This window comes from Cloacibacterium sp. TD35 (assembly GCF_028864635.1).
GTDB lineage: Bacteria > Bacteroidota > Bacteroidia > Flavobacteriales > Weeksellaceae > Cloacibacterium.
This window is the reverse complement of the sequence record NZ_CP104850.1, coordinates 459,791-485,776: the sequence shown is the minus strand read 5'-3', so window position 1 is coordinate 485,776 and position 25,986 is coordinate 459,791. Positions and strand designations below refer to the sequence as shown.

At 33.3% G+C, this 25,986-nt stretch carries 28 protein-coding genes; 15 read left to right on the top strand and 13 right to left on the bottom strand.

Annotated features, from left to right (window positions below; all coding sequences use genetic code 11):
- The first annotated feature begins 47 nt into the window (after window positions 1–47).
- The 8 genes from N7277_RS02130 (at window position 48) to N7277_RS02095 (ending at window position 6,595) form a co-directional block, all read left to right on the top strand.
- Window positions 48–506 carry a hypothetical protein gene (locus tag N7277_RS02130; protein WP_274780118.1) on the top strand — a complete coding sequence of 153 codons (459 nt, stop codon included), beginning with the start codon at window positions 48–50 and terminating at the stop codon, window positions 504–506.
- A gap of 53 nt (window positions 507–559) precedes the next feature.
- Window positions 560–730 carry a T9SS type A sorting domain-containing protein gene (locus N7277_RS02125; protein ID WP_274780117.1) on the top strand — a complete coding sequence of 57 codons (171 nt, stop codon included), beginning with the start codon at window positions 560–562 and terminating at the stop codon, window positions 728–730.
- Between the two features lie 92 nt (window positions 731–822).
- Complete coding sequence (locus N7277_RS02120) at window positions 823–1,509, top strand: hypothetical protein (protein WP_274780116.1); 687 nt, start codon at window positions 823–825, stop codon at window positions 1,507–1,509.
- Between the two features lie 5 nt (window positions 1,510–1,514).
- Complete coding sequence (locus N7277_RS02115; protein ID WP_274780115.1) at window positions 1,515–2,030, top strand: acyl-CoA thioesterase; 516 nt, start codon at window positions 1,515–1,517, stop codon at window positions 2,028–2,030.
- A 128-nt stretch (window positions 2,031–2,158) separates the two neighbouring features.
- A complete protein-coding gene (locus tag N7277_RS02110; protein WP_274780114.1) occupies window positions 2,159–3,109 on the top strand; it encodes a 2-hydroxyacid dehydrogenase in 951 nt (316 codons plus the stop codon).
- A gap of 80 nt (window positions 3,110–3,189) precedes the next feature.
- Window positions 3,190–4,443, top strand: a complete 1,254-nt coding sequence (locus N7277_RS02105; RefSeq protein WP_274780113.1) for a serine hydrolase domain-containing protein — start codon at window positions 3,190–3,192, stop codon at window positions 4,441–4,443.
- Window positions 4,444–4,480: 37 nt separating this feature from the next.
- Window positions 4,481–6,100: an Ig-like domain-containing protein gene (locus tag N7277_RS02100; RefSeq protein WP_274780112.1), complete on the top strand. Its 1,620-nt coding sequence runs from the start codon at window positions 4,481–4,483 to the stop codon at window positions 6,098–6,100.
- 45 nt (window positions 6,101–6,145) lie between these two features.
- The gene (locus N7277_RS02095; RefSeq protein ID WP_274780111.1) at window positions 6,146–6,595 is read left to right on the top strand and encodes a heme-binding domain-containing protein; all 450 of its coding nucleotides are present in this window, start codon (window positions 6,146–6,148) and stop codon (window positions 6,593–6,595) included.
- Between the two features lie 31 nt (window positions 6,596–6,626).
- Here the strand turns inward: N7277_RS02095 and N7277_RS02090 are convergent, their stop codons facing one another.
- The 5 genes from N7277_RS02090 to N7277_RS02070 form a co-directional block, all read right to left on the bottom strand.
- Entirely contained in the window at window positions 6,627–7,136 is a 510-nt protein-coding gene (locus tag N7277_RS02090) for an NUDIX hydrolase (protein ID WP_274780110.1), read from the bottom strand.
- Window positions 7,133–8,035, bottom strand: a complete 903-nt coding sequence (gene xerD, locus N7277_RS02085; protein WP_274780109.1) for a site-specific tyrosine recombinase XerD — start codon at window positions 8,033–8,035, stop codon at window positions 7,133–7,135. The genes N7277_RS02090 and xerD overlap by 4 nt, the downstream gene beginning before the upstream one ends.
- A 69-nt stretch (window positions 8,036–8,104) precedes the next feature.
- Entirely contained in the window at window positions 8,105–8,494 is a 390-nt protein-coding gene (locus N7277_RS02080; RefSeq protein WP_446715118.1) for a deoxycytidylate deaminase, read from the bottom strand.
- Window positions 8,495–8,577: 83 nt separating this feature from the next.
- A complete protein-coding gene (locus tag N7277_RS02075) occupies window positions 8,578–9,345 on the bottom strand; it encodes an enoyl-CoA hydratase-related protein (protein ID WP_274780107.1) in 768 nt (255 codons plus the stop codon).
- A gap of 123 nt (window positions 9,346–9,468) precedes the next feature.
- The gene (locus N7277_RS02070; RefSeq protein WP_274780789.1) at window positions 9,469–10,956 is read right to left on the bottom strand and encodes a catalase; all 1,488 of its coding nucleotides are present in this window, start codon (window positions 10,954–10,956) and stop codon (window positions 9,469–9,471) included.
- A 191-nt stretch (window positions 10,957–11,147) separates the two neighbouring features.
- Between N7277_RS02070 and N7277_RS02065 the strand changes: the two genes are divergently transcribed.
- From N7277_RS02065 to N7277_RS02045, 6 genes are all read left to right on the top strand, one after another.
- The gene (locus N7277_RS02065) at window positions 11,148–12,101 is read left to right on the top strand and encodes a hydrogen peroxide-inducible genes activator (RefSeq protein ID WP_274780106.1); all 954 of its coding nucleotides are present in this window, start codon (window positions 11,148–11,150) and stop codon (window positions 12,099–12,101) included.
- 219 nt (window positions 12,102–12,320) lie between these two features.
- Complete coding sequence (metK, locus tag N7277_RS02060; protein WP_274780105.1) at window positions 12,321–13,598, top strand: methionine adenosyltransferase; 1,278 nt, start codon at window positions 12,321–12,323, stop codon at window positions 13,596–13,598.
- Between the two features lie 54 nt (window positions 13,599–13,652).
- Window positions 13,653–13,790: a hypothetical protein gene (locus tag N7277_RS11930; protein ID WP_342455292.1), complete on the top strand. Its 138-nt coding sequence runs from the start codon at window positions 13,653–13,655 to the stop codon at window positions 13,788–13,790.
- A 54-nt stretch (window positions 13,791–13,844) separates the two neighbouring features.
- Window positions 13,845–14,147, top strand: coding sequence for a hypothetical protein (locus N7277_RS11925; RefSeq protein ID WP_342455291.1), 303 nt, complete (start codon window positions 13,845–13,847; stop codon window positions 14,145–14,147).
- 175 nt (window positions 14,148–14,322) lie between these two features.
- On the top strand, window positions 14,323–14,913 hold the full coding sequence (locus tag N7277_RS02050) for an RNA polymerase sigma factor (RefSeq protein ID WP_213197331.1): 591 nt from the start codon (window positions 14,323–14,325) through the stop codon (window positions 14,911–14,913).
- Window positions 14,914–15,134: 221 nt separating this feature from the next.
- Window positions 15,135–15,833: a YjjG family noncanonical pyrimidine nucleotidase gene (locus N7277_RS02045; RefSeq protein WP_274780104.1), complete on the top strand. Its 699-nt coding sequence runs from the start codon at window positions 15,135–15,137 to the stop codon at window positions 15,831–15,833.
- 56 nt (window positions 15,834–15,889) lie between these two features.
- Here the strand turns inward: N7277_RS02045 and trpS are convergent, their stop codons facing one another.
- The 8 genes from trpS to N7277_RS02005 form a co-directional block, all read right to left on the bottom strand.
- Window positions 15,890–16,858 carry a tryptophan--tRNA ligase gene (trpS, locus tag N7277_RS02040; protein WP_274780103.1) on the bottom strand — a complete coding sequence of 323 codons (969 nt, stop codon included), beginning with the start codon at window positions 16,856–16,858 and terminating at the stop codon, window positions 15,890–15,892.
- A 122-nt stretch (window positions 16,859–16,980) separates the two neighbouring features.
- Window positions 16,981–17,604, bottom strand: a complete 624-nt coding sequence (locus N7277_RS02035; protein WP_069800243.1) for a lipoprotein signal peptidase — start codon at window positions 17,602–17,604, stop codon at window positions 16,981–16,983.
- Window positions 17,604–17,804 carry a DUF2683 family protein gene (locus N7277_RS02030; RefSeq protein WP_213190439.1) on the bottom strand — a complete coding sequence of 67 codons (201 nt, stop codon included), beginning with the start codon at window positions 17,802–17,804 and terminating at the stop codon, window positions 17,604–17,606. The genes N7277_RS02035 and N7277_RS02030 overlap by 1 nt, the downstream gene beginning before the upstream one ends.
- 53 nt (window positions 17,805–17,857) lie before the next feature.
- On the bottom strand, window positions 17,858–18,100 hold the full coding sequence (locus N7277_RS02025; RefSeq protein WP_274780102.1) for a DUF6576 domain-containing protein: 243 nt from the start codon (window positions 18,098–18,100) through the stop codon (window positions 17,858–17,860).
- 96 nt (window positions 18,101–18,196) lie between these two features.
- Window positions 18,197–18,577 (bottom strand): TraR/DksA family transcriptional regulator, encoded by a 381-nt coding sequence (locus N7277_RS02020; protein WP_069800237.1) that lies wholly within the window; start codon window positions 18,575–18,577, stop codon window positions 18,197–18,199.
- Between the two features lie 5 nt (window positions 18,578–18,582).
- On the bottom strand, window positions 18,583–21,981 hold the full coding sequence (gene ileS / locus N7277_RS02015; protein ID WP_274780101.1) for an isoleucine--tRNA ligase: 3,399 nt from the start codon (window positions 21,979–21,981) through the stop codon (window positions 18,583–18,585).
- A gap of 100 nt (window positions 21,982–22,081) precedes the next feature.
- A complete protein-coding gene (locus N7277_RS02010; RefSeq protein ID WP_274780100.1) occupies window positions 22,082–22,567 on the bottom strand; it encodes a DUF2062 domain-containing protein in 486 nt (161 codons plus the stop codon).
- A 74-nt stretch (window positions 22,568–22,641) separates the two neighbouring features.
- Entirely contained in the window at window positions 22,642–23,040 is a 399-nt protein-coding gene (locus N7277_RS02005; RefSeq protein WP_274780099.1) for a DUF4395 domain-containing protein, read from the bottom strand.
- Between the two features lie 367 nt (window positions 23,041–23,407).
- On the opposite strand from N7277_RS02005, the gene topA reads away from it, so the two are divergent.
- The gene (gene topA / locus N7277_RS02000; protein ID WP_274780098.1) at window positions 23,408–25,918 is read left to right on the top strand and encodes a type I DNA topoisomerase; all 2,511 of its coding nucleotides are present in this window, start codon (window positions 23,408–23,410) and stop codon (window positions 25,916–25,918) included.
- Window positions 25,919–25,986 lie beyond the last annotated feature (68 nt).

The window sequence follows — 25,986 nt, the reverse complement described above, 5'->3', positions numbered from 1 at the left end:
AGAATAATTTCATTAAATTTGTTTTTGAACTAAATTAAAAGTAAAAAATGAAAAAACTTTATTCTTTTTTAGCAGCTATTTTTGCAATGGTTGCCGTATATAGTCAATCGACATTGAGCATTATACAGACTCCTGCAAATTCAGGAATCTATAAAATTACTTATAATGACGAAGCAAACGGATGGGCATTTTATAACCCAGGAACAGGGAACCCAATTGGAGTTTACCTGTGGTTAAATGGAGCTGATAACTCTACAGGAAGTTCATATAATGATAGTTTTAGTAATATCACGACTCAGTTAACTTGGGAAGGTACAAATTATACAGGGGTATTAAATCTTAATACTCATAATTTTAATAACATGGGAGGTGTACTTCCTGCAGGAACTGTAGTAACCCAATTGCATTTTTTATTCACAGAATATCCCGTGGGTAATAGTGCACACCAAACTACAGATAAATTAGCTACAGACTATGGATTTACAACTACTAACACAAGTTTTTAGGGACAATTAATATTAATAACTCTAATTTTAATTCATTTGTTTCAGGTGGAAAATTGTATACTTCTAAAAAAGGAAATTTAAACATACAGATAATAGATTTTTCTGGAAGAACAATTAAAACTTTCTCTGCTCAATCCTCTACAGATGGAGTAGAGCTTAATCTTCCAAAAAAAGGAAATTACCTTCTTAAACTTAATGATGAGGTCATTAAGTTCGCCTATTAATCAAAAAAAGAAAAAATGTTTTTATACAAGGTTGCTTTTTAGCAACCTTTTTTTGTAACTCAACTCAACAAAAAATATTAAATTTGTGCCAAATGAATTTAGGATTACATCTATACAATTATTTGCAAGAAAAAGGAAGTGCAGAACTTCCTGGTTTTGGCGTTTTTACACTCAAGAAAAAATCGGCTACTTTAGATGAGCAATCCTCTAAAATCTTGCCGCCCACTTATGAAATTTCTTTCGTAGAAAATAAAAACCTTTTCAATGCAGATTTTTCTAAGTATATTGTAGAAAAAACAGGCGAAAATTTATTTGTGGTGCAGTCTCTAATCAAAGAAGAAGTAACTTCTTGGGTAGAAGCATTACAAGCCGAACAAAAAATTACAATAGACGAAATAGGTGAATTTTCACTAGAGGACAATGCTATAAAACTTTTAGGAAAAAAAGATTATACCAATACGCCTAAGTTTTTTGGCTTAGAAGAAATCAGTTTAGAACAAATTCAAAACATAGACCAGTCAGAAAAGGTTGAGAAATCAGACAATCAATACGTTTTTAATTATTCTATTCTTTGGATTTTCCTATTCATATTACCAGTAGGAGCAATTATTTATTTGGCAATTAATTATCAAGATCAAATTTTTGGAAAAAAATCTTTTGATGAAGTTACTGTGAAAACTTCTACACATAGAATTCCTGAAAAGCCAAAGGTAAATCCTACTTTACAAAAAGATTCATTACAAACTTCAAAAACAGATTCATTAAGAATTTCTAAATAATTTCTATGGAAAAAAATGCGAAAACTCCTGCAGAAACTAGGACTATTATGACCAATATTGTGCTTCCCAATGAAACCAATGCATTAGGAAATATGTTTGGTGGTGAGCTTCTTTCTAGAATGGACAGAGCGGCTGCTATTGCTGCACAAAGACATAGTGAATCTACCGTTGTTACTGCTTCTGTAAACCACGTTTCTTTTAAATATCCTATTCCAGAAGGTGGTGTGGTAGTGGTAGAAGCTAAAGTTTCTAGAGCGTTTTCTACTTCTATGGAAATTTATTGCGATGTGTGGTTAGATAACCCAATCACCAAAGAAAAAATTTATACCAACGAAGGAATTTATACTTTCGTAGCAGTAGATAAAAATAACCATCCAGTTCCTATTCCTGAGCTTATTCCTCAATCTGATGTTGAAAAAGCAAGATTTGATGCAGCGCTTCGTAGAAAAGAACTTTCTCTAATTCTTTCTGGAAAAATGAAAGCTCAAGATTCTATAGAACTTAAAAAGTTATTTGGTTAGAATATTTATTGTAAAGTCGTTGATTCGTTAAGTTGTAAAACTGTGAAACTACAGTTTTAAAGTTTTTAAGAATTTAGTATTAAGCGATTTTACGTTTTGCAAATCAACAATTTTACCATTTCAAAAAAATGAAAATTCTCCTTCTCGATAGCAATCATCCATTAATTACCGAGCAACTTCTAGCAAAAGGTTTTGTTTTGGAAGAAGATTTTACTTCGTCTTATGATGAGGTTTTGCAGAAAATCAATCAATATGATGGAATTATCATCAGGAGCAGAATTCCTCTTGATAAAAATTTTCTAGAAAATGCTCAAAATCTCAAATTCATTGCAAGAGTAGGAGCTGGAATGGAAAACATAGACCTGGAAATCGCCAAAAATCTAGGAATTTCTTTGATTAATTCACCAGAAGGAAATCGAGATGCAGTAGCAGAACATGTAGTAGCGATGTTATTAATTCTCATGAATCGTCTGTTCATCGCTTCAGAAGAAGTGAAAAACGGAATCTGGAAACGAGAGGAAAATAGAGGAGATGAATTGTTAGGAAAAACCTTTGGAATTATTGGCTACGGAAACATGGGAAAAGCGACAGCTAAAAGACTTTCTGGTTTTGGTGTGGAAGTTATTTTCCATGATATTTTGCCAAATTTAGAAGATGAATTTGCCAAACAAGTTTCCTTAGAAGAATTACAAGAACGCGCAGATATTCTTAGTTTGCATATTCCTCTAGATGCTTCAACGGAATATTTAGTTGATGAAGGCTTCATCTCGAAAATGAAGAAAAATTTCTATTTGGTTAATACTGCAAGAGGTAAAAATGTGAAAACTTCTGCATTAGTAGATGCTCTAAAATCTGGTAAAGTAAAAGCCGCAGCATTAGACGTTTTAGAATACGAAAAATCTTCCTTCGAAAACCTAGATACTTCTACTTCGCTCAGCACAAGAAACAAAGAATATTTACAATTTCTATTGCAGTCAAATCAAGTCATTGTTACACCGCACATTGCAGGTTGGACGCATCAAAGCAAAGAAAAACTGGCGCAATTTATCGTAGATAAAATAGTACAGCAATTCTGTTAAAAAAATCTTAATATTACCGCAATCATAAAACACTGCTTCAAAAAAATGTTAAATTGCCCGCCTAAATAATTAATCAGAAGATGAAGCAGAAAATTGTAGTAATTCTTATCCTTTTATTGACCTTGGTTTCTTGTAAAAAAGAATTTAATTTTTTTCAGCAAGAGAATGAAAATGGTTTGCCTAATTACGGAAACGTAGATGTAGAAAATGTCCTTACTGCAGAAGATTCTAAGCTTCAAGATAAACAGAATGTGGTTAATACCATTCAGCAATATTATGATAAAGTTTGGGAAAAAGGGGATTTAAGTGGTGGTTTTCTCGTGGCAAAAGGCGATAAAATTCTCTTCGAAAGCTATAGAGGTTTTGCCAAAGAAAATAATCAAGTTCCCATTACTAAAGATGTTCCGCTTCATATCGCTTCTATTTCTAAATCGCTTACTGCGATGGCTGTTCTTAAATTGGTAGAAGCCAGAAAAATAAATCTTCACGATAAGGTTACTCATTATTTTCCGAAATTCCCATACAAAGAAGTAGAAGTGATTCACTTGCTCAATCATAGAAGTGGATTGCCGAAATATGAATATTTCATCGAAAAACTAGGGCTTAAACCCCAAAATAAATATTTCACCAACCAAGAAGTTCTCGATTTGCTTATTCTGCACAAACCAGATTTGGCAAGAAATGCCAACACTGGCTTTATGTATTGTAATACCAATTATGCGCTTCTTGCACTGATTGTAGAAAAAGTTACCGCACATCCTTTTCCTTTGGCGATGCAGAAAATCGTTTTCAAACCATTAGGAATGGAACATACGTATATTTTTCAACAAAAAGATTCTCTGCGCGCTGCTCAATCTTTTTACTATCAAGGAAGCAGATTGTATCCTACAGATAAATTAGATGGGATTTATGGTGACAAAAACTGCTACACCACGCCAAGAGATTTATTTAAGTTTTCGAAAGCGATGTACGCCGAAAATTTCTTGAGAAAAAGCCTTAAAGATTCTATTTTTACACCTTACAGCAATGAAAGAAGGGGCGTAAACAATTATGGGATAGGTTTTAGGATGAAGGTTTTTGATAACGGAGAAAAACTCACTTTTCATAATGGTTGGTGGCACGGAAGTAATACCGCTTTTGTTCATTTACAAAAATCTAAAGTGACTATCATTGCTCTTGGAAACAAATTTTCTAGAAGAGTGTATTCTGCGCTCACGCTTTCTTCATTGTTTGAAGATTTTCCTTTAGAAAGAGAGAAATTGAATAAACTGATGAATAAGGAAACAGATACTACGAAAGAGAATCACGAAGCCTCGGCAGAACCTACCGAATAATTAATGCATATTTCTTAATTTTGCTCAAATTTCATCAATGAAAAAAATAATTTTTCTTCTCCTGCTTAATCTTTTGCTTTTTTCGTGTGCTAGAGTTGGCGCACCAAATGGCGGTACTAGAGATTCTCTGGCCCCTAAATTTTTAAGTTCTAATATAGATACTACTCGATTAAATGTTTCTAGAACGGTAAAGGAATTGAGACTGGATTTTGATGAATACGTGATGCTGAAGGATTTTAATAAAAATTTCAATGTATCGCCACCAATTAAAAAAATTAAAAAAGTCATTCCTTCTAATCTGGCTAATAAATATGTTTTGATACAGTGGGAAGATACGCTTCAAGCGAATACTACCTATAATTTTAATTTTGGAAACGCCATTGTAGACAATAATGAGTCTAATCCTTTGCCTTACTTTAATTTTGCTTTTTCTACAGGAGATAAAATAGATGACCTTTTCGTGAGCGGAACCGTGAAAGATGCCATGACGCTCATCAAAGAAAATCAAACTGCAAAAGAGAATAAAATGGTGGTGGGACTCTATAAAGTGGGCGAAAATCTAGACTACAAACAGAAACCCGATTATATTACCAAAGTAGACGAAGAAAATTATTTTGAACTTAATTTTTTACCAAAAGGGGAATTTGTAATTATAGCTTTTGATGACGAAAATCAAAATTCCGTTTACGATGCAGGAAAAGAAAAAGTTTCTTTCTTGAAAGAAAAAATTACGTTAGACAGCACGAGTGTTAGAGGTCTCAAACTGAAACTTTACCCTTCTAAAAAAGTGGTAAAATACAAAGAAAGTAAAGCCATCAATGGCGGTTTGTTGATGACTTTTGAAGGAAATCCAGAAACGGTAGATGTAAAATCACTTTCAGAAGAACTGAAAGATTTCAAGGTGACACACGCTAAACGTTCGGATTCTGTGAATATCTGGTTTGATGCTGAAAAGAGTAATTTGGGCGGGAATATTTCTAAGCAAGTGAAATTAAGTTATTTTACACCTACGATTAGTGATACCATTTCCGTGAGTTATAAAGCGGTGAAAGATGATTTTAAACTCTCTAATGAAGCAGGAAATTTAATCGCACCAGAAAATAATTTTGTGATTAACACATCGTTGCCCATAGAAAATCTTAACACTTCTTCTTGGAAGCTTGAAAGCGATAGCATAGCACAAGATTTCACTGCGAAAATTTCAAAAAAAAATCCGTTTAAAATCCTAGTAAATTCTAGTTTTAAACCTGCAAAAAAATATGTTTTAACGATTCCAAAAGAAACCGTTTCTTCTTATTACAGCAGTAATGATAAATCCTTCCAATTTCAATTTGAGATTGATAAACCAGAAAATTATGGCTCTTTTACGGCTATTATTAAAAATAAACCTACGGCTAAATTTTGGGTAGAGTTGACCAATGAAAAAGGCGAAATATTATATTCTAAATTTACCAATGAATCTGAAGTTTCCTTTAAAAACTTGAAGCCAGCGACTTATATCGCTAGAATTAGAGTAGATAATAATGGAAATGGATTTTGGGACGAAGCAGATTTTGCGCAAAATATAGCTGCAGAAGAAGTCTACATTTTTGAGAAAGAAATTAATGTAAGACCACTCTGGGAAATTAAGGAAGATTGGGAACTGACCAATAATTAAAAAAGTAGAATTTTCTGAATCCTTTGAACTCATAAATATATTCAAATGAAAAAAGTACTCATCGGTATTGTTGTATTCTTGGTTTTGATACAGCTTATTCCTATTGACAGAACCAATAAGCCAGTAGATCCGAAACAGAATTTTGTAGAGGTGCTCAAAACTCCGAAAGATGTAACCGAAATGCTGAAAAATGCGTGTTACGATTGCCATAGTAACGAGGTGAAATATCCTAATTATGCTTATGTAGCTCCTATTTCTTGGTCGATTAAGCATCACGTAAATGAAGGAAGAGAAAATGTAAATTTCTCTGAATGGATGACGTATAACAAGGATCAAAAAGAGCACATTATAGATGAGGTCATCGAAACGATAGAGAATAAAGAAATGCCATTTAAAGGCTATATTCCGATGCATCCGGAAGCAGACCTTACTGATGCTCAAAGAAAAATATTGATTGATTATTTTAAAGGATTACAAAAATCTGGTCAATACTAAAAACTAAAAAAGCTCCGAAAAGGAGCTTTTTTTATTGATAATTTTCTAAAAATTTTCTTTGCGAATCGAAAGCGATTTCCTCAAAATTGAGTTCTGAAATTTTCACCCAAAAGGTTTCGGAAATTTCGTGAGCTTCTAGTTTTTTGACTTCTAATTTTTCTTCCACTCGATATTCAAAGAATAAGTCCAAAGTATTATAGTCTACTTCTTTGTAATGATAAACATTAGGTAGACTTCCCACGAATTTTAAATTTTTGAGGTCTATTTCTATTCCTAGTTCTTCTCTTAATTCTCTTGCGCAAGTTTCTTCAGCACTTTCTTTTGGGTCTGTGAAACCACCTGCCAAATCTAGTTTCCCTATTTTAGGATTTTGATTTCTCTTAGTTAATAATAATTCATCTTCGTATCTTATTAATACTGCGACTGCCACGGCGATATTTTGATACATTACAAAATCACACTTTGAGCAAGAGAACTTCTTTTCTCTATCAAAAATGAGCGTTTCTTGGCCACACTTTGGGCAGTATTTTAAATGTTTCATTTATTTCTCGGATGATATTTCAGAATTACATCATGCAATTCTTCGGTTTTCAAATGGGTATAAATCTCAGTAGTAGTAATACTAGAGTGTCCCAGCATTTCTTGGATGAACCTTAAATCTGCACCGTTTTGTAATAGATGGGTTGCAAAAGAGTGACGGAAGGTGTGTGGAGAAATGTTTTTTCTTATTCCTGCTTTTTCTACCAATTCTTTGATGATGATGAACACAATCACTCTAGACATAGAAGAACCTCTGCTGTTTAAGAAAATATGGTCTTCATATTTTTTTGTTACTTTGTTATTAGCTCTTACATTGTTAATGTAATTTAAAATAAGATGAGCAGTATAATTCGCAAGAGGAACATATCTTATTTTTTTGCCTTTTCCTTCTACTTTTATAAAGTTTTCTTTGAAATTGATGTCAGAGATTTTTAGTTCTATTAATTCAGAAACTCTGAGTCCGCAACCATAGAGAACTTCTATCATGCAATGGTTTCTTACCCCTAAATCGGTGCTTAAATCTATGGTTTTGATGATTTTTTCTACATCTTCAAAACTTAGCGTATCTGGTAAATATAGGCCTAATTTAGGGCCTTCGAGTAAAGCGGCGGGATTATCTTCTCTGATTTCTTCTTCTAAAAGATATTTAAAGAAAGACTTGATAGAAGAAATCCATCTGGCTTGTGTTCTTTCGCTAATTTTTTCTTTTGTGAGCTGAAGGAGGAATTCCTGTAGGTTTTCGAAGGTTATTTTGTCAGGGTTAATACATTCTAATTTTTCCTCTGAAAACACTTTTAATTTTTTGATATCCCTTATATAGGCATCTAAAGTATTATCAGAGAAGTTTCTCTCAAATTTTAGAAAATGTGAATAATTTTCAATAGTTTCATTCCAGGTCATTTGTGTTTTTTTTGTTTTTATTGTGTTTTTAAGTGTTTTTTTGTGGTGCAAATATTATGCTATTTTTTTTCATTTTAGATTTTCTTCCTTAATTTGAATGATTTCTACTTGTGCATTTTCTAGAAACATTAGTCCTTCTGTGTCTGAGTATTGGTCTATATAGACTAGCCTTCTAATGCCAGATTGTAATATGAGTTTACTGCACTCTTTACATGGCGAAAGCGTAAGGTAGAGTGTAGCACCTTTCGCAGACTGAGTACTAGAAGCTAATTTTAAAATGGCATTTGCTTCTGCATGAAGCACGTACCAGTGTGTTTTTCCTCCTTCATCTTCACAGCAATTTTCTGCACCAGAAGGAGTTCCATTATAACCATCAGAAATAATCATTCTGTCTTTTACAATCAGCGCTCCTACTTTTTTTCTTTCGCAGTAAGAAAGTTTGGCCCATTCTTTAGCCATTTTTAGGTAGGCTACATCAAATTTATTGTGATTCACTTTATAAATAATTTTAAAATTAGCTTCTAACTCTTTATTCTATGCTTTTAGAAATTAGGCTTTCTTTTTTCTAAGAACGCAGAAACACCTTCTTTTTTATCTTCCATTTCAAATAATTCTCCGAAAGATTTAATTTCTAGTGCATAACCTTCTGCAGAGTCTGATGCATTCACTGCAGCGATGGCTTTAGAAATTCCTTGTGGTGAATTTTTAGAAATAAGGGTTGCTAATTCTTTGGTTTTTGATAATAATTCTTCTAAACTAAAAATCTCGTTTACTAAACCAATTTCTTTTGCTCTACTCGCCGAAATCATCTTAGCGGAAAAAATGAGTTCATTAGCAAGTCCTTTTCCAACTAATTTTGGTAATCTTTGGGTACCTCCATACCCGGGAATAAGTCCTAAGGTAACTTCAGGCAAACCTAATTTAGCGTTTTCCGAAGCATATCTTATATGGCAAGCCATGGCAAGTTCTAAACCTCCACCTAGTGCAAAACCATTTACAGCGGCTATAACTGGTTTGCTTAAATTTTCTATTTTATTAAATAATGAATTTTGTCCGTTTCTGGCTAATTCTTCTGCTTTGTCTTGACCAAAATCAGAAAACTCTTTAATGTCTGCTCCCGCTACGAAAGATTTTTCGCCACTTCCCGTAATAATAATAACTCTACATTGAGAATCTTGTTCTAGTTGAGATAAAGCCTCGCTTAGCTCACTAATTGTAGCTCCGTTTAAAGCGTTTAAACTCTGTGGTCTATTAATGGTAATGGTAGAAATTTGACCTTCATTTTCTAGCAAAATATTTTGGAAATTCATGGTAGAATGGTATTAAATTAAGATTTTTAGGATAAGTGCAAAATAACTAATTTTTGGCTTAAAATACAAAAAAGCCAAGCACTTATATGCTTGACTCTATTTAAGTTTGTTATAAGTTCGTTCTTATTTTGCGTGGTTCATAATTCCCTCGTCTAATTTTACTTGAAGTCCCGCCGCAATTCTCATTCCCATTTCTACATTCGCTCTGAAGAAGTGACACAATTGTCTATTAATGATTTCATCTCTTTTTGGCCCGTCAATCTTCTTCATGTGACTGATGATATTATTCACCAGATTGGTTCTGTCTTCTTGGTTCATCGCTTTGGTGTAGAGTAGACCTGGCTGTGTATAATGGTCGTTATCATTTTCATTTCTATCGAAATGTGCTACACGATTGCTATCTAGTTCTTCTTCAAATTTTTTGTAAGAAGGATCAGGTTTTATATCATCAAAACTATTAGGATGGTAATTTGGTGCGTCTCCATAATCTCTAGAATCTGCCATAAATCCGTCTCTTTGATAATTATGAGTTGCAAAAGGACATCTGTTAACTTCTAATTGATGTGCATTTACACCCACTCTATATCTGTGAGCATCTGGATAAGAAAATAATCTTCCTTGAAGCATTTTGTCAGGCGAAAAACTAATTCCATCAACCAAATTACTTGGCGAAAAAGTAGATTGTTCTACATGTGCAAAATAATTTTTTGGAATTTCATTGAGTTCCATTTCACCGACTTCTATTATTGGAAATTCTGCTTGTGGCCATACTTTAGTAATGTCAAAAGGATTCCATTTAAATTCTCTGGATTCTTCCTCGGTCATTACTTGTATGTACATGGTCCATTTCGGGAAATTACCATTTTCTATAGCATTGCAAAGGTCTTCTTGTGCGAAATCTGGATTTTCTCCCGCCATTTGAGTGGCTTCTGCATCGGTGAAGTTTTTAATGCCTTGTTTGGTTTTTAGATGAAATTTCACCCAAACTCTCTCATTTTTATCATTAATCATCGAAAAAGTATGAGAACCAAAACCGTGCATGTGTCTGTAACCATAAGGAGTTCCTCTGTCACTCATCAAAATGAGTACTTGATGCAAACTTTCTGGATTCAAACTCCAAAAATCCCACATCATGGTATGAGACTTCAAATTGGTTTTTGGGTGCCTTTTTTGAGTATGAATAAAATCTGGGAATTTTTTAGCGTCTTTTATGAAAAATACGGGAGTGTTATTTCCTACTAAATCCCAATTTCCGTCTTCTGTATAAAATTTCAGCGCGAAACCTCTAGGATCTCTTGCAGTATCTGCGCTACCTTTTTCTCCGCCTACAGTAGAAAATCTAGCAAACATTCTACAAGTGTTTCCTATTTTAGAAAATAATTTGGCTCTGGTATATTTTGTAATATCGTGAGTTACGGTAAATTTTCCGTAAGCGCCTGTTCCTTTTGCGTGGACTATTCTTTCTGGAATTCTTTCTCTTACAAAATGCGCCAGATTTTCTTGTAGAATAAAATCTTGCAACAAAACAGGTCCTCTTGCTCCAACCGTTTGAGAATCTTGATGTTCAAAATACGGTATTCCTGATGAATTGGTAAGCTTATTACTCATGATGGTTGTTTTTTCTGGTTAACAAAGTAACGAATAAAAATTAATTTTTGAGGAGAAAAATTGCGGACTGATTTATTTATAGAATCAATTAAAAATCAGAATTCAACGCATGACGTCTATCATACAGAAATATTATTTTTTCTCGCATATCTTCTCTATATTTGTAATAGAAATTATAAATAAGTACCCTACAAATGAATATTCAACAATTAGAATATCTTATCGCAGTAGATAAATATAAACACTTCGGAAAAGCTGCTCAAGCTTGTTTTATTACCCAACCTACTTTAAGTGCAATGATTCAGAAGTTCGAAGATGAGATGGAAGTAAAAATCTTTGATAGAACTACCCATCCTATTAGAACTACAGATATTGGTGCACAAATTATTGATCAAGCAAAAGTAGTAGTAGATTCTGTAATGGAACTGAAAAACAAAGCAAGCATTTTAAACAATGTTCTTGCTGGGAGAATTAACTTAGGGATTATTCCTACCGTTTCAAGTTTTATTTTGCCAACAGAAATTTTTGATTTTCTTTCTAAAAATCCAAAAATTGAGTTGAATGTGAAAGAAATGACCACTGAAAACATTATTAAAGCACTGAAATCAGGAGAATTAGATGCAGGGATTATTTCTACACCTTATTCAGAAGCAGAAGAGTTTTTCAGCGACTTTTTGTTCAATGAAGAGTTGATGGTGTATTCTGCTGATAAAATTGCGAATGATAATAAAGATGAATTCATCTTGCCAGAAGATGTAGATGTGAATAAAGTTTGGCTTTTAGAAGAAGGGAACTGCTTAAGAACTCAATTCGAGAACATCTGTAATCTTAAAGAAAACTCTCTGAAGCCTAAAAATTTAGATTTTATGGCGTCTAACATTAATACTTTGGTACAAATGGTAGATAAAGTAGGAGGTTTAACTGTTTTACCAGAATTAGCAGTATCACAACTTCAGGAAAATCAAAAAGATAAAATTCACCGTTTCAAGAAACCTTTCCCAAGTAGAGAAATCAGCATGATTTATTACAAACCTACTTACAAACAAAAAATTCTAGACGAATTGGTGAAATCTATTAAAACTTCCCTAGAACCGAAGTTGAATTATACCCAATTCCCTCAGGATTTTGTAAAAATAAAACCACAATAATTTTTATCAAAAAGCTCTTCAAATTTTTGAGGAGCTTTTTTTCTAAGTATTTTGATATTAATAAAATACTCTGTAATTTTGCCCAACAAATTTTAGAGGAAAAATTTGGACTGATTGCAACCTCAATAAAAAATGCTAAAACAGATTTCTTCTTTTTAGTTCTCATAAGGTTTGCCTTCCAATTTTTTCTATTTTAATCCTTAAAAAGAAAATAATAATATGCCTTATTTATTTACATCTGAATCTGTTTCAGAAGGACATCCAGACAAAGTAGCAGACCAAATTTCTGATGCGCTTATCGATAATTTTTTAGCTCATGATAGAAATTCTAAGGTCGCTTGCGAAACTTTAGTCACTACAGGACAAGTTGTACTAGCAGGAGAAGTAAAATCAGAAGCTTATCTAGATGTACAGACCATCGCTAGAGAAGTCATCAATGGAATAGGTTATACCAAAGGTGAATATATGTTTAATGGTGATTCTTGTGGCGTAATTTCTGCAATTCACGAGCAATCTTCAGATATTAATCAAGGAGTTGATAGAAAATCTGGAGAATCTTTTGAAGAGAAAGCAAATGCTCAAGGAGCAGGAGACCAAGGAATGATGTTCGGTTATGCAACCAATGAAACCGAAAACTATATGCCTCTTGCATTAGATTTAGCACATTCTATTTTGAGAGAACTTTCAGCCATCAGAAGAGAAGGTACTGAGATTACTTACCTTCGTCCAGATGCGAAGTCTCAGGTAACTATAGAATATTCAGATGATCATAAACCACAAAGAATAGACGCTATTGTAGTTTCTACACAGCATGATGATTTTGCAGAAGATGAAGAAATGTTAGCGAAAATTAGAAAAGATATCATCGAGATTCTAATGCCTAGAGTAATTGCTAAGCAAAAGCCAGAAATTCAAGCATTGTTTAATGACCAAATTAAATATCACATCAACCCAACTGGGAAATTTGTAATTGGAGGACCTCACGGTGATACTGGTTTAACCGGTAGAAAAATTATCGTAGATACTTACGGCGGAAAAGGAGCTCACGGAGGTGGTGCTTTCTCTGGAAAAGACCCATCAAAAGTAGATAGAAGTGCTGCTTATGCAACAAGACACATTGCTAAAAACTTAGTTGCTGCAGGAGTTGCAGATGAAGTTTTGGTTCAAGTTTCTTACGCAATTGGGGTAGCAGAACCTTGTGGTTTGTTTATTAATACTTACGGAACTTCTAAAGTAGGAATCAATGATGGTGAGTTAGCGAAAAAAGTTCAAGAATTATTTGATTTAAGACCTTACGCTATTGAGCAAAACTTGAAATTGAGAAATCCTATTTATCAAGAAACAGCTGCTTACGGACACATGGGAAGAGATTACTATGTGGGAAGCAAGACTTTCAATAAAGGTCAAAAAAATGAAATTACACTCGATAATCTAGAATTCTTTACTTGGGAAAAGCTAGACAGAGTAGAAGATATTAAGAAAACCTTCAACTTATAATCAATAAACCGTTCAGAAATGAACGGTTTTCTTATTTTTACAAAAATTTCCAGAATGCAATTTCTCAAACATATATTTTTCTTCAGTATTTTTTTCATTGGATTTCGTGCGCAATCGCAGGTTACGGTTCACCCTATGGTTTTTGCAGGTTACGAATATCAAAACTCAAACTTTGGAGAAGTTGGAGCATGATTCATTTTTCTAAAGAACGATAATGTTCTGTACAGGGTTTCTGGTTCTGCTTTGATGGGAAAAGTAAACGGTGAATTTGCGATTTTACCTAAATTTCAAGGGGATATTTTATTGAACTTCGAAAAAAACGTAGATGTACAGCATTCTTATTATTTTCTCGCAGGAACAGAAATTACACCTCAATTTGTTGCACCAAAAGTTGGGATTTCTCTTTTCGGAATTATAGATTTTACTGGCGGTTACGCATTTCAGCTTGGGAATAATCTATTGAATGATAGTGTAATGAAAGGTCTTAATTTAAATTTCACAATCAATATTCCATTAGTTGTTTTCAGTAAATCAAAGAAAAATAAATAAGCAAACAACGATTTTTTTGAAAAATTATTTTGAATATTTAACATTTTTTATAAATTTGTCATACAAAACGTAGATCGAATCGCCTATTGAGCAAACTTTACTTCATTTAATAAACTGTAAAAACCAGAAATAGCTAGCTTTTGTTAGTCTGTTTCATAATAATGAAGTTAAAGTTATGGAAACACATACTGATAGTTTGCTGATTTCGAGATATCAAAAAGGCGACGAAAACGCACTTTCTATTCTTATTTCAAGACACCAAAAAGAACTTTTCTCGTTTATTTTCTATAAATTGATGGATGAAGAACTCGCTAATGATGTTTTTCAAGATACTTTTATGAAAATCATTGTTTCCCTAAAAGAAGGAAGATACAATGATGATGGTAAATTTATTCTTTGGGCAAAAAGAATTGCGCACAATCTTATTATAGACCATTATCGACTTAAATCTAAGCACATAAAAGTTTCTGAAACAACTTATGAAAATGAAGAGTTTTCTATTTTTGATTTGCTTAAAGAAACAGAAGAAAACATCGAAGAAAGGTTAATCACGAATCAAATTTATGATGATCTGATGAAAATGCTCGTTTTCTTACCCGAAAACCAACAGGAAGTCATCAAATTAAGATTTTTTGATGGCCTGAGTTTCAAAGAAATTGCAGAGCAAACCAATACAAGTATCAATACTACACTGGGTAGAGTGCGTTATGCACTTATCAACATGAGAAAAATAATGGAAGAAAACCAAATAATTTTAACAAGGTAATACAATAAAGCTAATTAGGTTTCGTTTTGATTAAAACAAACTTTTTTTAGCCTATGAAAAATAATTACTCTGTTAAAAATCCTGTCTTGAATCCAAAAAAGTCAACAGTAAATTTTTTATTAAGTTATTCTAAAAGTATAGCTGTTTTAACTTCAAATGATAAGAAATTTATCATTTCTAAAAATTAAATAAACCGCTTATTTTACTTAAATTTGTGCCCTATGAAAAACATAAGGCACATTTTTTTTGACCTCGATAATACCCTTTGGGATCACCGCAAAAATGCAGTTCTTACCTTAGAAGAATTGTTCCAGAGAAAAGAAATTTCAGATAAGTATAACATCCTCTTTCATGAATTTCATGCTAAATATGATGAAATCAATGAAGATTTATGGGTGAAAATCAGAGACGGAATTATTGATAAGGATTTCTTGAGAAAACATAGATTTTATGATACTTTTTTGCATTTCGGGATAGATAATGAAGAATTAGCGCAATATTTCGAGAAGCATTTCTTAGACGAAATCATCAATTTCAATGAATTGATTCCACAAACCATTGAAGTTTTAGAATATTTAAAAGAGAAAGGTTATCAGCTTCACGTAGTTTCTAACGGTTTCCATGAAGTGACGAACAGAAAAGTAGAAAAATCTGGACTTAAAAAATATTTCGAAACCGTGACGAGCGCTGAAGATGCTCATGCCATGAAGCCAGACGAAAGAATTTTCGAACATTCCTTGAATTTAGCCAATGCCGAAAAAGCTGAGTCTGTTTTCATAGGAGATGACTGGGTTGCAGATGTAAAAGGAGCTCAGAATTTTGGTTTAGACATTATTTTCTTCGATGCGCTTAAAGAAAATAAATCCGAAGAAGGTCTGAAAACCATTCAAAATTTGGAAGAAATTAAAAACTATTTATAAAACAAAAACCTTTCAGACTTCTGAAAGGTTTTTTTAATTTATGATTTCATTAGAAATTACATTCCTAAGCTTAATCTTACTCTTTTCAAAGTTTCTGCGGCAATTTTTCTAGTTTTTTCTGCGCCTTCTTGCAATTTTGCGTCTAGTTCAGACGGATTGTTCATGTAATATTCGAATTTTTCTCTTTCTGTTTTGAAATTTTCAAGAATTAAATTGAATAATTCTGTTTTAGCATGACCATAACCGTAATTTCCTGCCAAATATTTAGCACGCATTTCTGCGATTTGCGTTTCATTTGCGAGTAAAGAATAAATGGCGAAAACTTTACAAGTGTCAGGGTTTTTCGGTTCTTCTAGCGGAGTAGAATCCGTTTCGATAGCCATCACTTGTTTTTTTAATTGCTTTTCTGGAAGGAAAATATTGATGATATTTCCTCTAGATTTAGACATTTTATGACCATCAATTCCTGGTACGTATTTCGTGTTTTCTTGTAATTCAGCTTGTGGAAGCACGAAAATTTCTCCCATTTGATTGTTGAATCTCGCACCTACATCTCTCGCCATTTCCAAATGCTGTAACTGGTCTTTTCCTACAGGAACGATTTCTGCGTCATACAATAAAATATCTGCCGCCATCAACATAGGATAGGTGAAAAGTCCTGCGTTTACGTCTTCTAAACGGTCTGCTTTATCTTTGAAAGAATGCGCTAATTGCAATCTAGAAAAAGGAAAAAAGCAAGATAAATACCAAGAAAGTTCACAAACTTCAGGGATATCACTTTGTCTGTAGAAATAAGTTTTTTCGGTGTCTAAACCACAAGCTAACCACGCTGCTGCGATTTCATAAGTGTTTTGTCTAAGTTCTTCTGCATTTTTAATTTGCGTCAAAGAGTGCATGTTTGCGATAAACAAAAACGATTCGTTTTCAGATTTTTCAGATAATTCTATTGCAGGAATGATGGCTCCCAAAAGATTTCCTAAATGTGGAGTTCCTGTTGCTTGTATTCCGGTTAAAATTCTTGACATTTCAATTTTTAGGTTGAGGTTAAAGTTGAGTTTCAATTATTCTCAAAAGTTGAGCAAATTTACGGAAAAGAAAAAACTTCAAGAAATTTCTTGAAGTTTATATATTAAAAAAGATTTAATCCTTATAGTTCAAATCCATTAGGAAAAGCTTTCCTCTTGAAAATAAGTAAGAAAATAGCACCGATGGTGATGGCAGAATCTGCTACATTAAAAATGTAACTGAAAAATTCAAAATGCTTTCCAAAAAGATTGAAAGAGAACATCGGAAAATGAAACATATCTACTACACAACCTTTCATGAAATGTGAATAGCCTTTCCCGAATTCTGTAAATTGAGAAATCCCGTCATAACCAATCCATCTATCAATCGTTGAGTCATAAACCATTCCAGAATCGAAAATTAATCCGTAGAACATTCCGTCAATCAGGTTTCCGATGGCTCCTGCAAAAATCATAGACATTGGGATTAATAAGTAATTAGAAGCGCCTTCTTTGAGCCATTTTCTAAAAAGGTAAATCATTCCTCCAATTAAGAAAATTCTGATGATGACAAGTGCATATTTGCCGAGTAAACCACCGAATTGTAAACCATAAGCCATTCCGGGATTTTCTACGAAAGTAAATCTCCACCAATCTTGGCCGAAAACTTCTATGCTTTCATTGAGATTAAAATGAGTTTTTACGTAAATTTTAGACAGTTGGTCGATTAATAAAACGATAAAAGTAACAAGTACGATTTTTTTCATTATAATCCTGGTTTTGGTTTTTCTTTAAAGTTTTTAGTGGCTTTTACCGCTTTTTTAGCTGAAATTTTCTTTTCTACAAAAGGGTTTGTTTTATTATTTCTGGTGTGAAATTTTTCATATTTAATTCCCATTTCTTTCATTACACTTTTCAGTGCATTGAGTTCCATTTGGTTTTTTAGGTGAACGATAAGTGATTCCATTTTTGGTTTATTTTAAAGCGCTATGATTTTACAAATTGATAACGCTTATTCATTTATTTTTTAGATAATTCTTCTAATCTTTTTAGGTCTTTCTCGCTTAAATCTGCAATTCCGTTTTCTCCCATTTTGCTTAAGAGTTGATCTATTTCTTTTTCTCTTTCACGTTTTGCAGCGTTATATTTATCGTCTATGGTGTAGTTTTTAGTTTTGTCAGGATTTATTTTCTCTTTGATGTCTTTTCTAAAGAAAAAGATAAAAATTACTGCAATGGCAAGTATTAGAAATAAAAGTTCCATAGTTGATGGTATAAAAATATAAAATGCACAAAGTATAATGAATCTTTTTCAAAACACATTATACATTGCACATTATAAGTTGTACAAAGTACAAATTTATCTTTGCATATTTTTCGCTTCAATGCTTAATGTAGCATGAGGAACTGCCATTAATCTTTCTTTTGGGATTAATTTGCCAGTTACTCTACAAACGCCGTAAGTTTTGTTTTCAATTCTTATTAAAGCGTGTTTAAGGTCACGGATGAATTTTTCTTGTCTTCCAGCCAAAATAGAATTTTGCTCTTTGCTTAGCGTTTCAGCTCCTTCTTCAAAAGCTTTGAAGGTAGGAGAAGTGTCATCCGTACCATTATTTTGGTCATTGATGAAACTTTCGTTAATAAGGGCTAAATCTTTTTCAGCCTTTGCTATTTTGTCTTGTATGATTTTCTTAAATTCTTGTAACTCAGCGTCACTATATCTTACTCTTTCTTCTGCCATCTTTGTTATATTTTTTCAATATTAACATTAAATTTAACTTCGTCAATTTCGATTTCTTCAAAATTTGCGAGTGAAATTACAAATTCTATTTTATCTGACAATACTTCTGTACAAATATATTGTTCATTGTTAGTAAGTTCTTTTCTAAATGGGCAGCTTTCTTCTAAACTGATTGAAATTCTGTCTGTTAGGTCGAAATCTTTGTCTTTTCTTAAATTCTGAACTCTATTAATGAATTCTCTTGCGATTCCTTCAGATTTTAATTCATCAGTAATGGTTAAATCAAGTGCTACGGTTGTTTTTCCTTCACTAGCCACTGTCCAACCTGGAATGTCTTTTGTGGAAATTTCTACATCTTCTAAACCGATTTCATAACCTGCAATGGTCATTTTTCCTTCTTTTTCAAGCGCTGAAATTTGCTCTGAAGTCATATTCTGAATTTCAGAACCTACCACTTTCATGTCTTTTCCTAATCTAGAACCCAATGCTTTGAAATTTGGCTTAATTTGCTTTACAATCAAGTGAGAAGCTTCTTCTGCATTAATCAATTGCAATTCTTTTACATTCACTTCTTGTTTGATGAGTTCCGAAACCGCTAAAATTTGCTCTTCGGTTTTCTTGTCCAGAACAGGAATCATCACTTTTTGAAGTGGCTGACGAACCTTCACGTTTTCTTTCTTTCTCAAAGAGAATACCATAGAAGTGATGGTTTGAGCCAAATGCGTTTTTTCTACTAAATTTTGATCGATTAAGCTTTCATTCACTTTCGGGAAATCAGTTAAGTGAACAGATTCTGCAGTGTCTTTTCCAGTAACCGCGTTCAAATCTTGATACAATTGGTCCATAAAGAAAGGAGCAATTGGCGCCGAAATTTTCGCAACAGTTTCTAAACAAGTGTATAGAGTTTGGTAAGCAGAGATTTTGTCTTCAGAATAATCTCCTTTCCAGAAACGTCTTCTGCAAAGTCTTACATACCAGTTACTTAAATTATCATTCACGAAATTATTAATCGCTCTTGCTACTTTCGTTGGTTCGTAATCTTCGTAGAATTCGGTAACATCTTTCACCAATAAATTGAGTTCTGAAAGAATCCATCTATCGATTTCTGGTCTGTTTTCAACTTCTTTTTCAGAATAACTGAAACCATCAACATTCGCGTACAAACTAAAGAAAGAATAAGTATTGTAAAGTGTTCCGAAGAATTTTCTACGCACTTCATCAATTCCTTCTAAGTCAAATTTTAAATTTTCCCAAGGATTGGCGTTAGAAATCATGTACCAACGCGTTGCATCAGGTCCATATTTTTGTAAAGTTTCAAATGGGTCAATGGCGTTTCCAAGACGTTTAGACATTTTTTGTCCGTTTTTGTCGAGGACTAAACCGTTAGAAACCACATTTTTATAAGCAATAGAATCAAAAACGGTAGTTCCAATTGCGTGAAGTGTATAAAACCAACCTCTAGTTTGGTCTACTCCTTCTGCGATAAAATCTGCAGGGAAAGCTTTTCCGCTGTCAATCATTTCCTTATTTTCGAAAGGATAATGTAACTGAGCGTAAGGCATTGAACCCGAATCAAACCAAACATCAATCAAATCAGATTCACGTTTCATTGGTTTTCCGCTGTCTGAAACCAAAATAATGGCATCTACAATATTTTTGTGTAAATCTATTTTTGCATAGTTTTCAGCAGACATATTTCCTACTTCAAAATCTTTGAAAGGATTTTCGGTCATAAAACCTGCTTCAATAGATTTTTGAATTTCATTAACCAATTCTTCTACAGAACCGATTACTTTTTGTTCTTTCAGGTCTTCACTTCTCCATATTGGCAAAGGAATTCCCCAATATCTTGAACGAGAAAGATTCCAGTCGTTAACGTTTTCTAACCAGTTGGCAAATCTTCCTTCTCCCGTTGATTTTGGCTTCCAATTGATGGTTTCATTGAGTTCTACCAAACGATTTCTTACCGAAGTCATTTTTACAAACCAAGAATCCAAAGGATAGTACAATACAGGCTTATCAGTTCTCCAACAATGCGGATAACTGTGAACATATTTCTCTACTTTGAAGGCTTTATTTTCGGTTTTTAACAAAATCGCCAATTCTACGTCCCAAGATTTTTCGGGAGCAGTTCCTTCATCGTAGTATTCGTTTTTAATATATTTCCCGCTGAAAAGTTCAGGAACGTTTTCGCCTTTTAAAAATCTACCAGTTAAGTCAACCAATGGAACAAGATTATCATTTTCATCTTTTACTAACATTGGTGGGATTCCGTTTTCTTGAGCGACTCTGTTATCATCTGCCCCGAAAGTTGGTGCAATGTGCACAATTCCTGTTCCGTCTTCAGTCGTTACAAAATCTCCTATGATTACACGGAACGCTTTTTCAGGATTTTCTGCTGGTAAAAACCAAGGGATCAATTGTTCATAAGTGGTTCCTGCTAAATCTTCTCCAGTAAATTCTGCTAAAATTTGGTAAGGAATGGTTTTGCTTTCAGATGTGTAGTTAGCAAAATCTTCTTCTGTTCCTTCTGCGTATTTTTTGCCAAAATTTTTCTCTAAAAGAACTCTCGCCAAAACAATATTAATTGGCTCAAAAGTATATTGATTGAAAGTCTTAACCAAAACATATTCTATGTCTCTACCTACAGCAAGAGCTGTGTTAGAAGGCAAAGTCCAAGGAGTAGTCGTCCAAGCCAAAATGTGAAAATCAGAGCCTAGAGCCGAGATTTTAGAGCCGAGATTTTCTGAGAATTTTTTAACTTTGAATTGCGCAACAACAGTAGTGTCAGAAACATCTCTGTATGTTCCTGGTTGATTTAATTCGTGAGAAGAAAGTCCAGTTCCCGCTTTTGGAGAATACGGCTGAATGGTGTAACCTTTGTACAATAAATCTTTGTTGTACAATTGTTTTAGCAACCACCAAACCGTTTCCATGTATTTTGGTTCGTAGGTAATGTATGGATTGTCTAAATCTACCCAATACCCAATTTTTTCGGTAAGGTCATTCCAAACGTCTGTATAACGCATTACTGCATTTCTACAAGCTTGGTTATATTCTTCTACGGTAATTTTTTTACCGATGTCTTCTTTGGTAATCCCGAGTTCTTTTTCTACGCCTAGTTCCACTGGTAAACCATGCGTGTCCCAACCTGCTTTACGGAAAACTTGCTTTCCGTTTTGCGTTTGATAACGGCAAAAAATATCCTTCAATGCTCTCGCCATTACATGGTGAATTCCTGGCATTCCGTTTGCAGAAGGCGGTCCTTCGTAAAAAACGTACTCTGGTTTTCCCTCGCGCGTTTCTACGGATTTTTTAAAAGTTTGATTGGTTTTCCAAAAATTGGCAACGTTATCTGCTACAGCATTTAGGTTAAGTTGCTTGTATTCTGTGAACTTCTTCATTATATCTCGGTTTCTACTGTTAAAATTTAAGTGTGCGAATATAATGAATTTTCGTGGATTTTTTATTAATTTTTGGTTAAAAATATTGGTTTTAAGTGAGTTAAGAGGTGCTTTCTTTTTGGAAAAGATTCAATAAGTAGTAAAATATAAATCCAAAGCTCATTGCTATTATTGTTGCAAAAACAAAACTTCCCACCACATATTGTAACAAGTTGTGTTTTACCATTTCTAAATTCAATTCTTGATGAGAAAAATCGGTTTTTCCTCCCACGAAAAAAGAACCGAAAAACATAGAAATTCCTATGATGAAGGGCGCCAAAGGAGCAATGCTGATTTGGGAGAACACAAATGACAAAAACTTATTCAGCTTAAAAATAGCAGCTAAAGAAAGCGCTAAAACGGTATGAAATCCCCAAAATGGAGTCAGTCCAATAAAAATTCCTAAAGCAATAGAAAGCGCTTTAGTTTTGTTGTCTCCATCACTTTCTAAGATATTTTCTTTGAAAAGTCTTTTAATGCCTTTCCTACGGAAATATCGATAGAATACTTTCTGACTTTTAATGGAATTTTGAATGAAGTTTTTCAATAAAATAAGATTTGTATTCTACAAAAATAATAGAATTTAATGCAGTTGTACCTTTTGAAAATGTTAAATAAATGCTATTTATTTTTGATGTGATAATAAGCATTGTACACATAACATCCTACACAGAAATTGAAAAATGCCTCTAGACCTGCGCAAATCAGCAAAATTCCGCTTACAATAAGACTGTTGATTTCGAGAAGATTAAAAACCAACAAGGTCAATGAAAAAATAAAACCTACTTGTGCTGCAAATTGTTTCGGTGGAAAATAAATGGGTTTTTGTTCAAAATTAAAAATCGAAACTATTTTTTCTGCTAAAAACCCTAAAACGCTCCATTTTCCGTATCCAGAACCTCTCAAAGCAAAATCTATCAATAGAAAAATAGGAATCCAAATGAAATGAGTTGTGATGTATAAAAAGGTTAAGATAAATACTAAAAATGCGGTTATTCTGATTTTGTTTTCTGTTGGCATGAATAAAATTTTAAATGATTAAATAAAAAAAAGTCCTCATTTCGAGGACTCAGTGATATATGGAGACATTTGTATTTTAAAACGTTACATCATCTAACCCGTCCTCTTTTGTTTTAAAAGAACAACAGCAATTCATTTTTTGAATTTTTGTAAAAGTAGATAATGTGGTTTTCATATTTTGATAGTGCAAAAATAAATCATTGGCAGAATTTCATCAAATTAAATGCCAAGAAAAACCAACTTCTTATTATAGAAAAAATGAATGAAACGAAGATAAAATACTTTATTTGAAGAAAAGAAAACCGTAAGAAAATTGCTAAAAACGATTGTTTAAAAAAAAGTTTCTACTTTTGCAAAAATTTTGTGCATGTCAAAAAATCTAGTCATCGTAGAGTCACCAGCAAAAGCGAAGACCATTCAGAAGTATCTTGGAAAGGATTTCGAAGTGAAATCTAGCTTCGGTCATATCCGAGATTTACCCAAAAAAGGAATGGGAATAGACCTTAAAACCTTCACGCCAGATTACGAAGTTTCTGCTGATAAAAAGAAATTAGTAACTGAACTGAAAGCAGCGGTGAAAAAAGCAGAAATCGTTTGGTTAGCTTCCGATGAAGACCGTGAAGGAGAAGCTATTGCTTGGCATTTAGCACAAGAATTAAAACTCAAAGAAGAAAATACCAAGCGTATTGTTTTCCACGAAATTACCAAAAATGCAATACTGAAAGCGATTGAAAACCCTAGAAAAATTGACCAGAATCTCGTAAATGCTCAACAAGCAAGAAGGGTTCTCGACAGAATTGTAGGTTTTGAAATGTCGCCCGTACTTTGGAAAAAAGTGAAAACCGGACTTTCGGCGGGAAGAGTACAATCTGTTGCAGTAAGATTGGTAGTAGAAAGAGAGCAAGAAATTAGAAATTTCAAACCGACTTCTACTTATAAAGTGGAAGGAACTTTCTTAAATGCCGAAAAGCAAGAAATTGCCGCAAGACTGAAAAAAGATTTTGCTCAAGAAAAAGAATCGGAAGCATTTTTAGAAAAATCTCAGAATACTGAATTCAAAGTTTTAAATGTAGAAAAAAAGCCAGGAACGCGTTCTGCTTCTGCACCTTTTACTACTTCTACATTACAGCAAGAAGCTTCTAATAGATTAGGGTATAATGTAACTTCTACCATGAGAATTGCACAGCGTCTCTACGAAGAAGGGTACATTACTTATATGAGAACAGACTCAGTAAATCTTTCTCAAGATGCAATTAGTGCTGCTAAAGATTTCATCGAAAAAGAATTTGGGGCAGAATATTCATCGCCAATAAATTATACTACGAAATCTTCATCTGCTCAAGAAGCACACGAGGCAATTCGTCCGACTGATTTTGGAGTGAAAACCATTGGTGATGCACAACTCAATAAATTATATCAACTCATTTATAAGAGAACTCTAGCTTCTCAGATGGCTAATGCAAAAATTGAAAAAACCGTAATTGAAATCGGGAATTCTGCTTTGCCAAGTCATTTTGAAGCACAAGGTGAAGTGATTGTTTTCGATGGTTTCTTAAAAGTCTATGGAATTTCGAAAACAGAAGAAGATGATGAGGAAAACAACGAAAAACTGTTGCCAAAAGTAAAGGTGGGCGAGGTTTTACATTTCAAAAAAATTACGGCTACCGAAAAATTCACTAAACCAGCAGCAAGATATACCGAAGCTGCTTTAGTAAGAAAATTAGAAGAACTGGGAATTGGTAGACCTTCTACTTATGCACCAACGATTCAGACGATTCAGAATAGAGAATATGTAGATAAAAGAGAAATTCTACCGCATGAAAGAGAAATCGTAAAACTTTCTCTAGGAAAATCTGGTCTGAAAAAAGAAGTTTTGACGGAGAAATTCGGGGGAGATAAAAATAAATTCGTTCCTACGGACATTGGTGAAGTAGTGAATGAGTTTTTAATCAGTAATTTCAATGAAATTTTGGATTATGGTTTTACTGCAAAAGTTGAACAAGATTTTGACGATATTGCCAATGGTTCAGAAAAATGGAAAGAAACCCTAAAGCATTTTTATGATAATTTTCACCCGAAAATTGAAGATGTAGAAGAGCATGCAGACAGAGCTACTGGCGAGAGATTATTAGGTGTAGATCCTAAATCTGGTAAAAATGTTTACGCTAGAATGGGAAGATATGGTGCGATGATTCAAATTGGTGAAAATGATGATGAAGAGAAACCAACTTACGCTTCACTATTACCTACTCAAAATATCAATACCATTAGTTTTGAAGAAGCTCTAGAGCTATTTAAAATTCCATTTGACTTAAATGAATTCCAAGGAAAACCAGTTTCTGTTGGCGTAGGGAGATTCGGGCCTTATGTAAAATGGGGAGATGCATTTATTTCTATCGGAAGAGGAACAGATCCGTTCTCGGTAACACAGGAAGTTGCAGAAAATTTTATCAAAGAAAAAATAGAAGCAGATGCGCCAATTGCCACTTATAAAGGTGAACCTGTAACGAAAGGAACAGGAAGATTTGGGCCATTTGTAAAATACAAAGATTTATATGTAAATGTTCCGAAGAAATATGATTTTGACAATCTTACTCAAGGAGACATAGAAGAGCTCATTTCTGCAAAATTAGAGAAGGAAGCTAACCGCTATATTCAGCAATGGGAAAAAGAAAAAATTTCTATTGAAAACGGAAGATGGGGACCTTTCATCAAATTTGGCAAAGGAATGTTCAAAATTCCTAAAAAAGAAGACGGAAGCAAGTATGAAGCAGAAGAATTGCAAACCGTTTCTCTGGATGAAGTAAAAAAATGGATTACTGACCAAGATAAAACAGCTTTTGCAGAAAAGAAAAAACCTGCAGCGAAGAAGAAATAATTTTCAAAAGATTATAAAATCAATAAGAGCGGACTTTAGTCCGCTTTTTTTGTGGAGAAACTATTTGT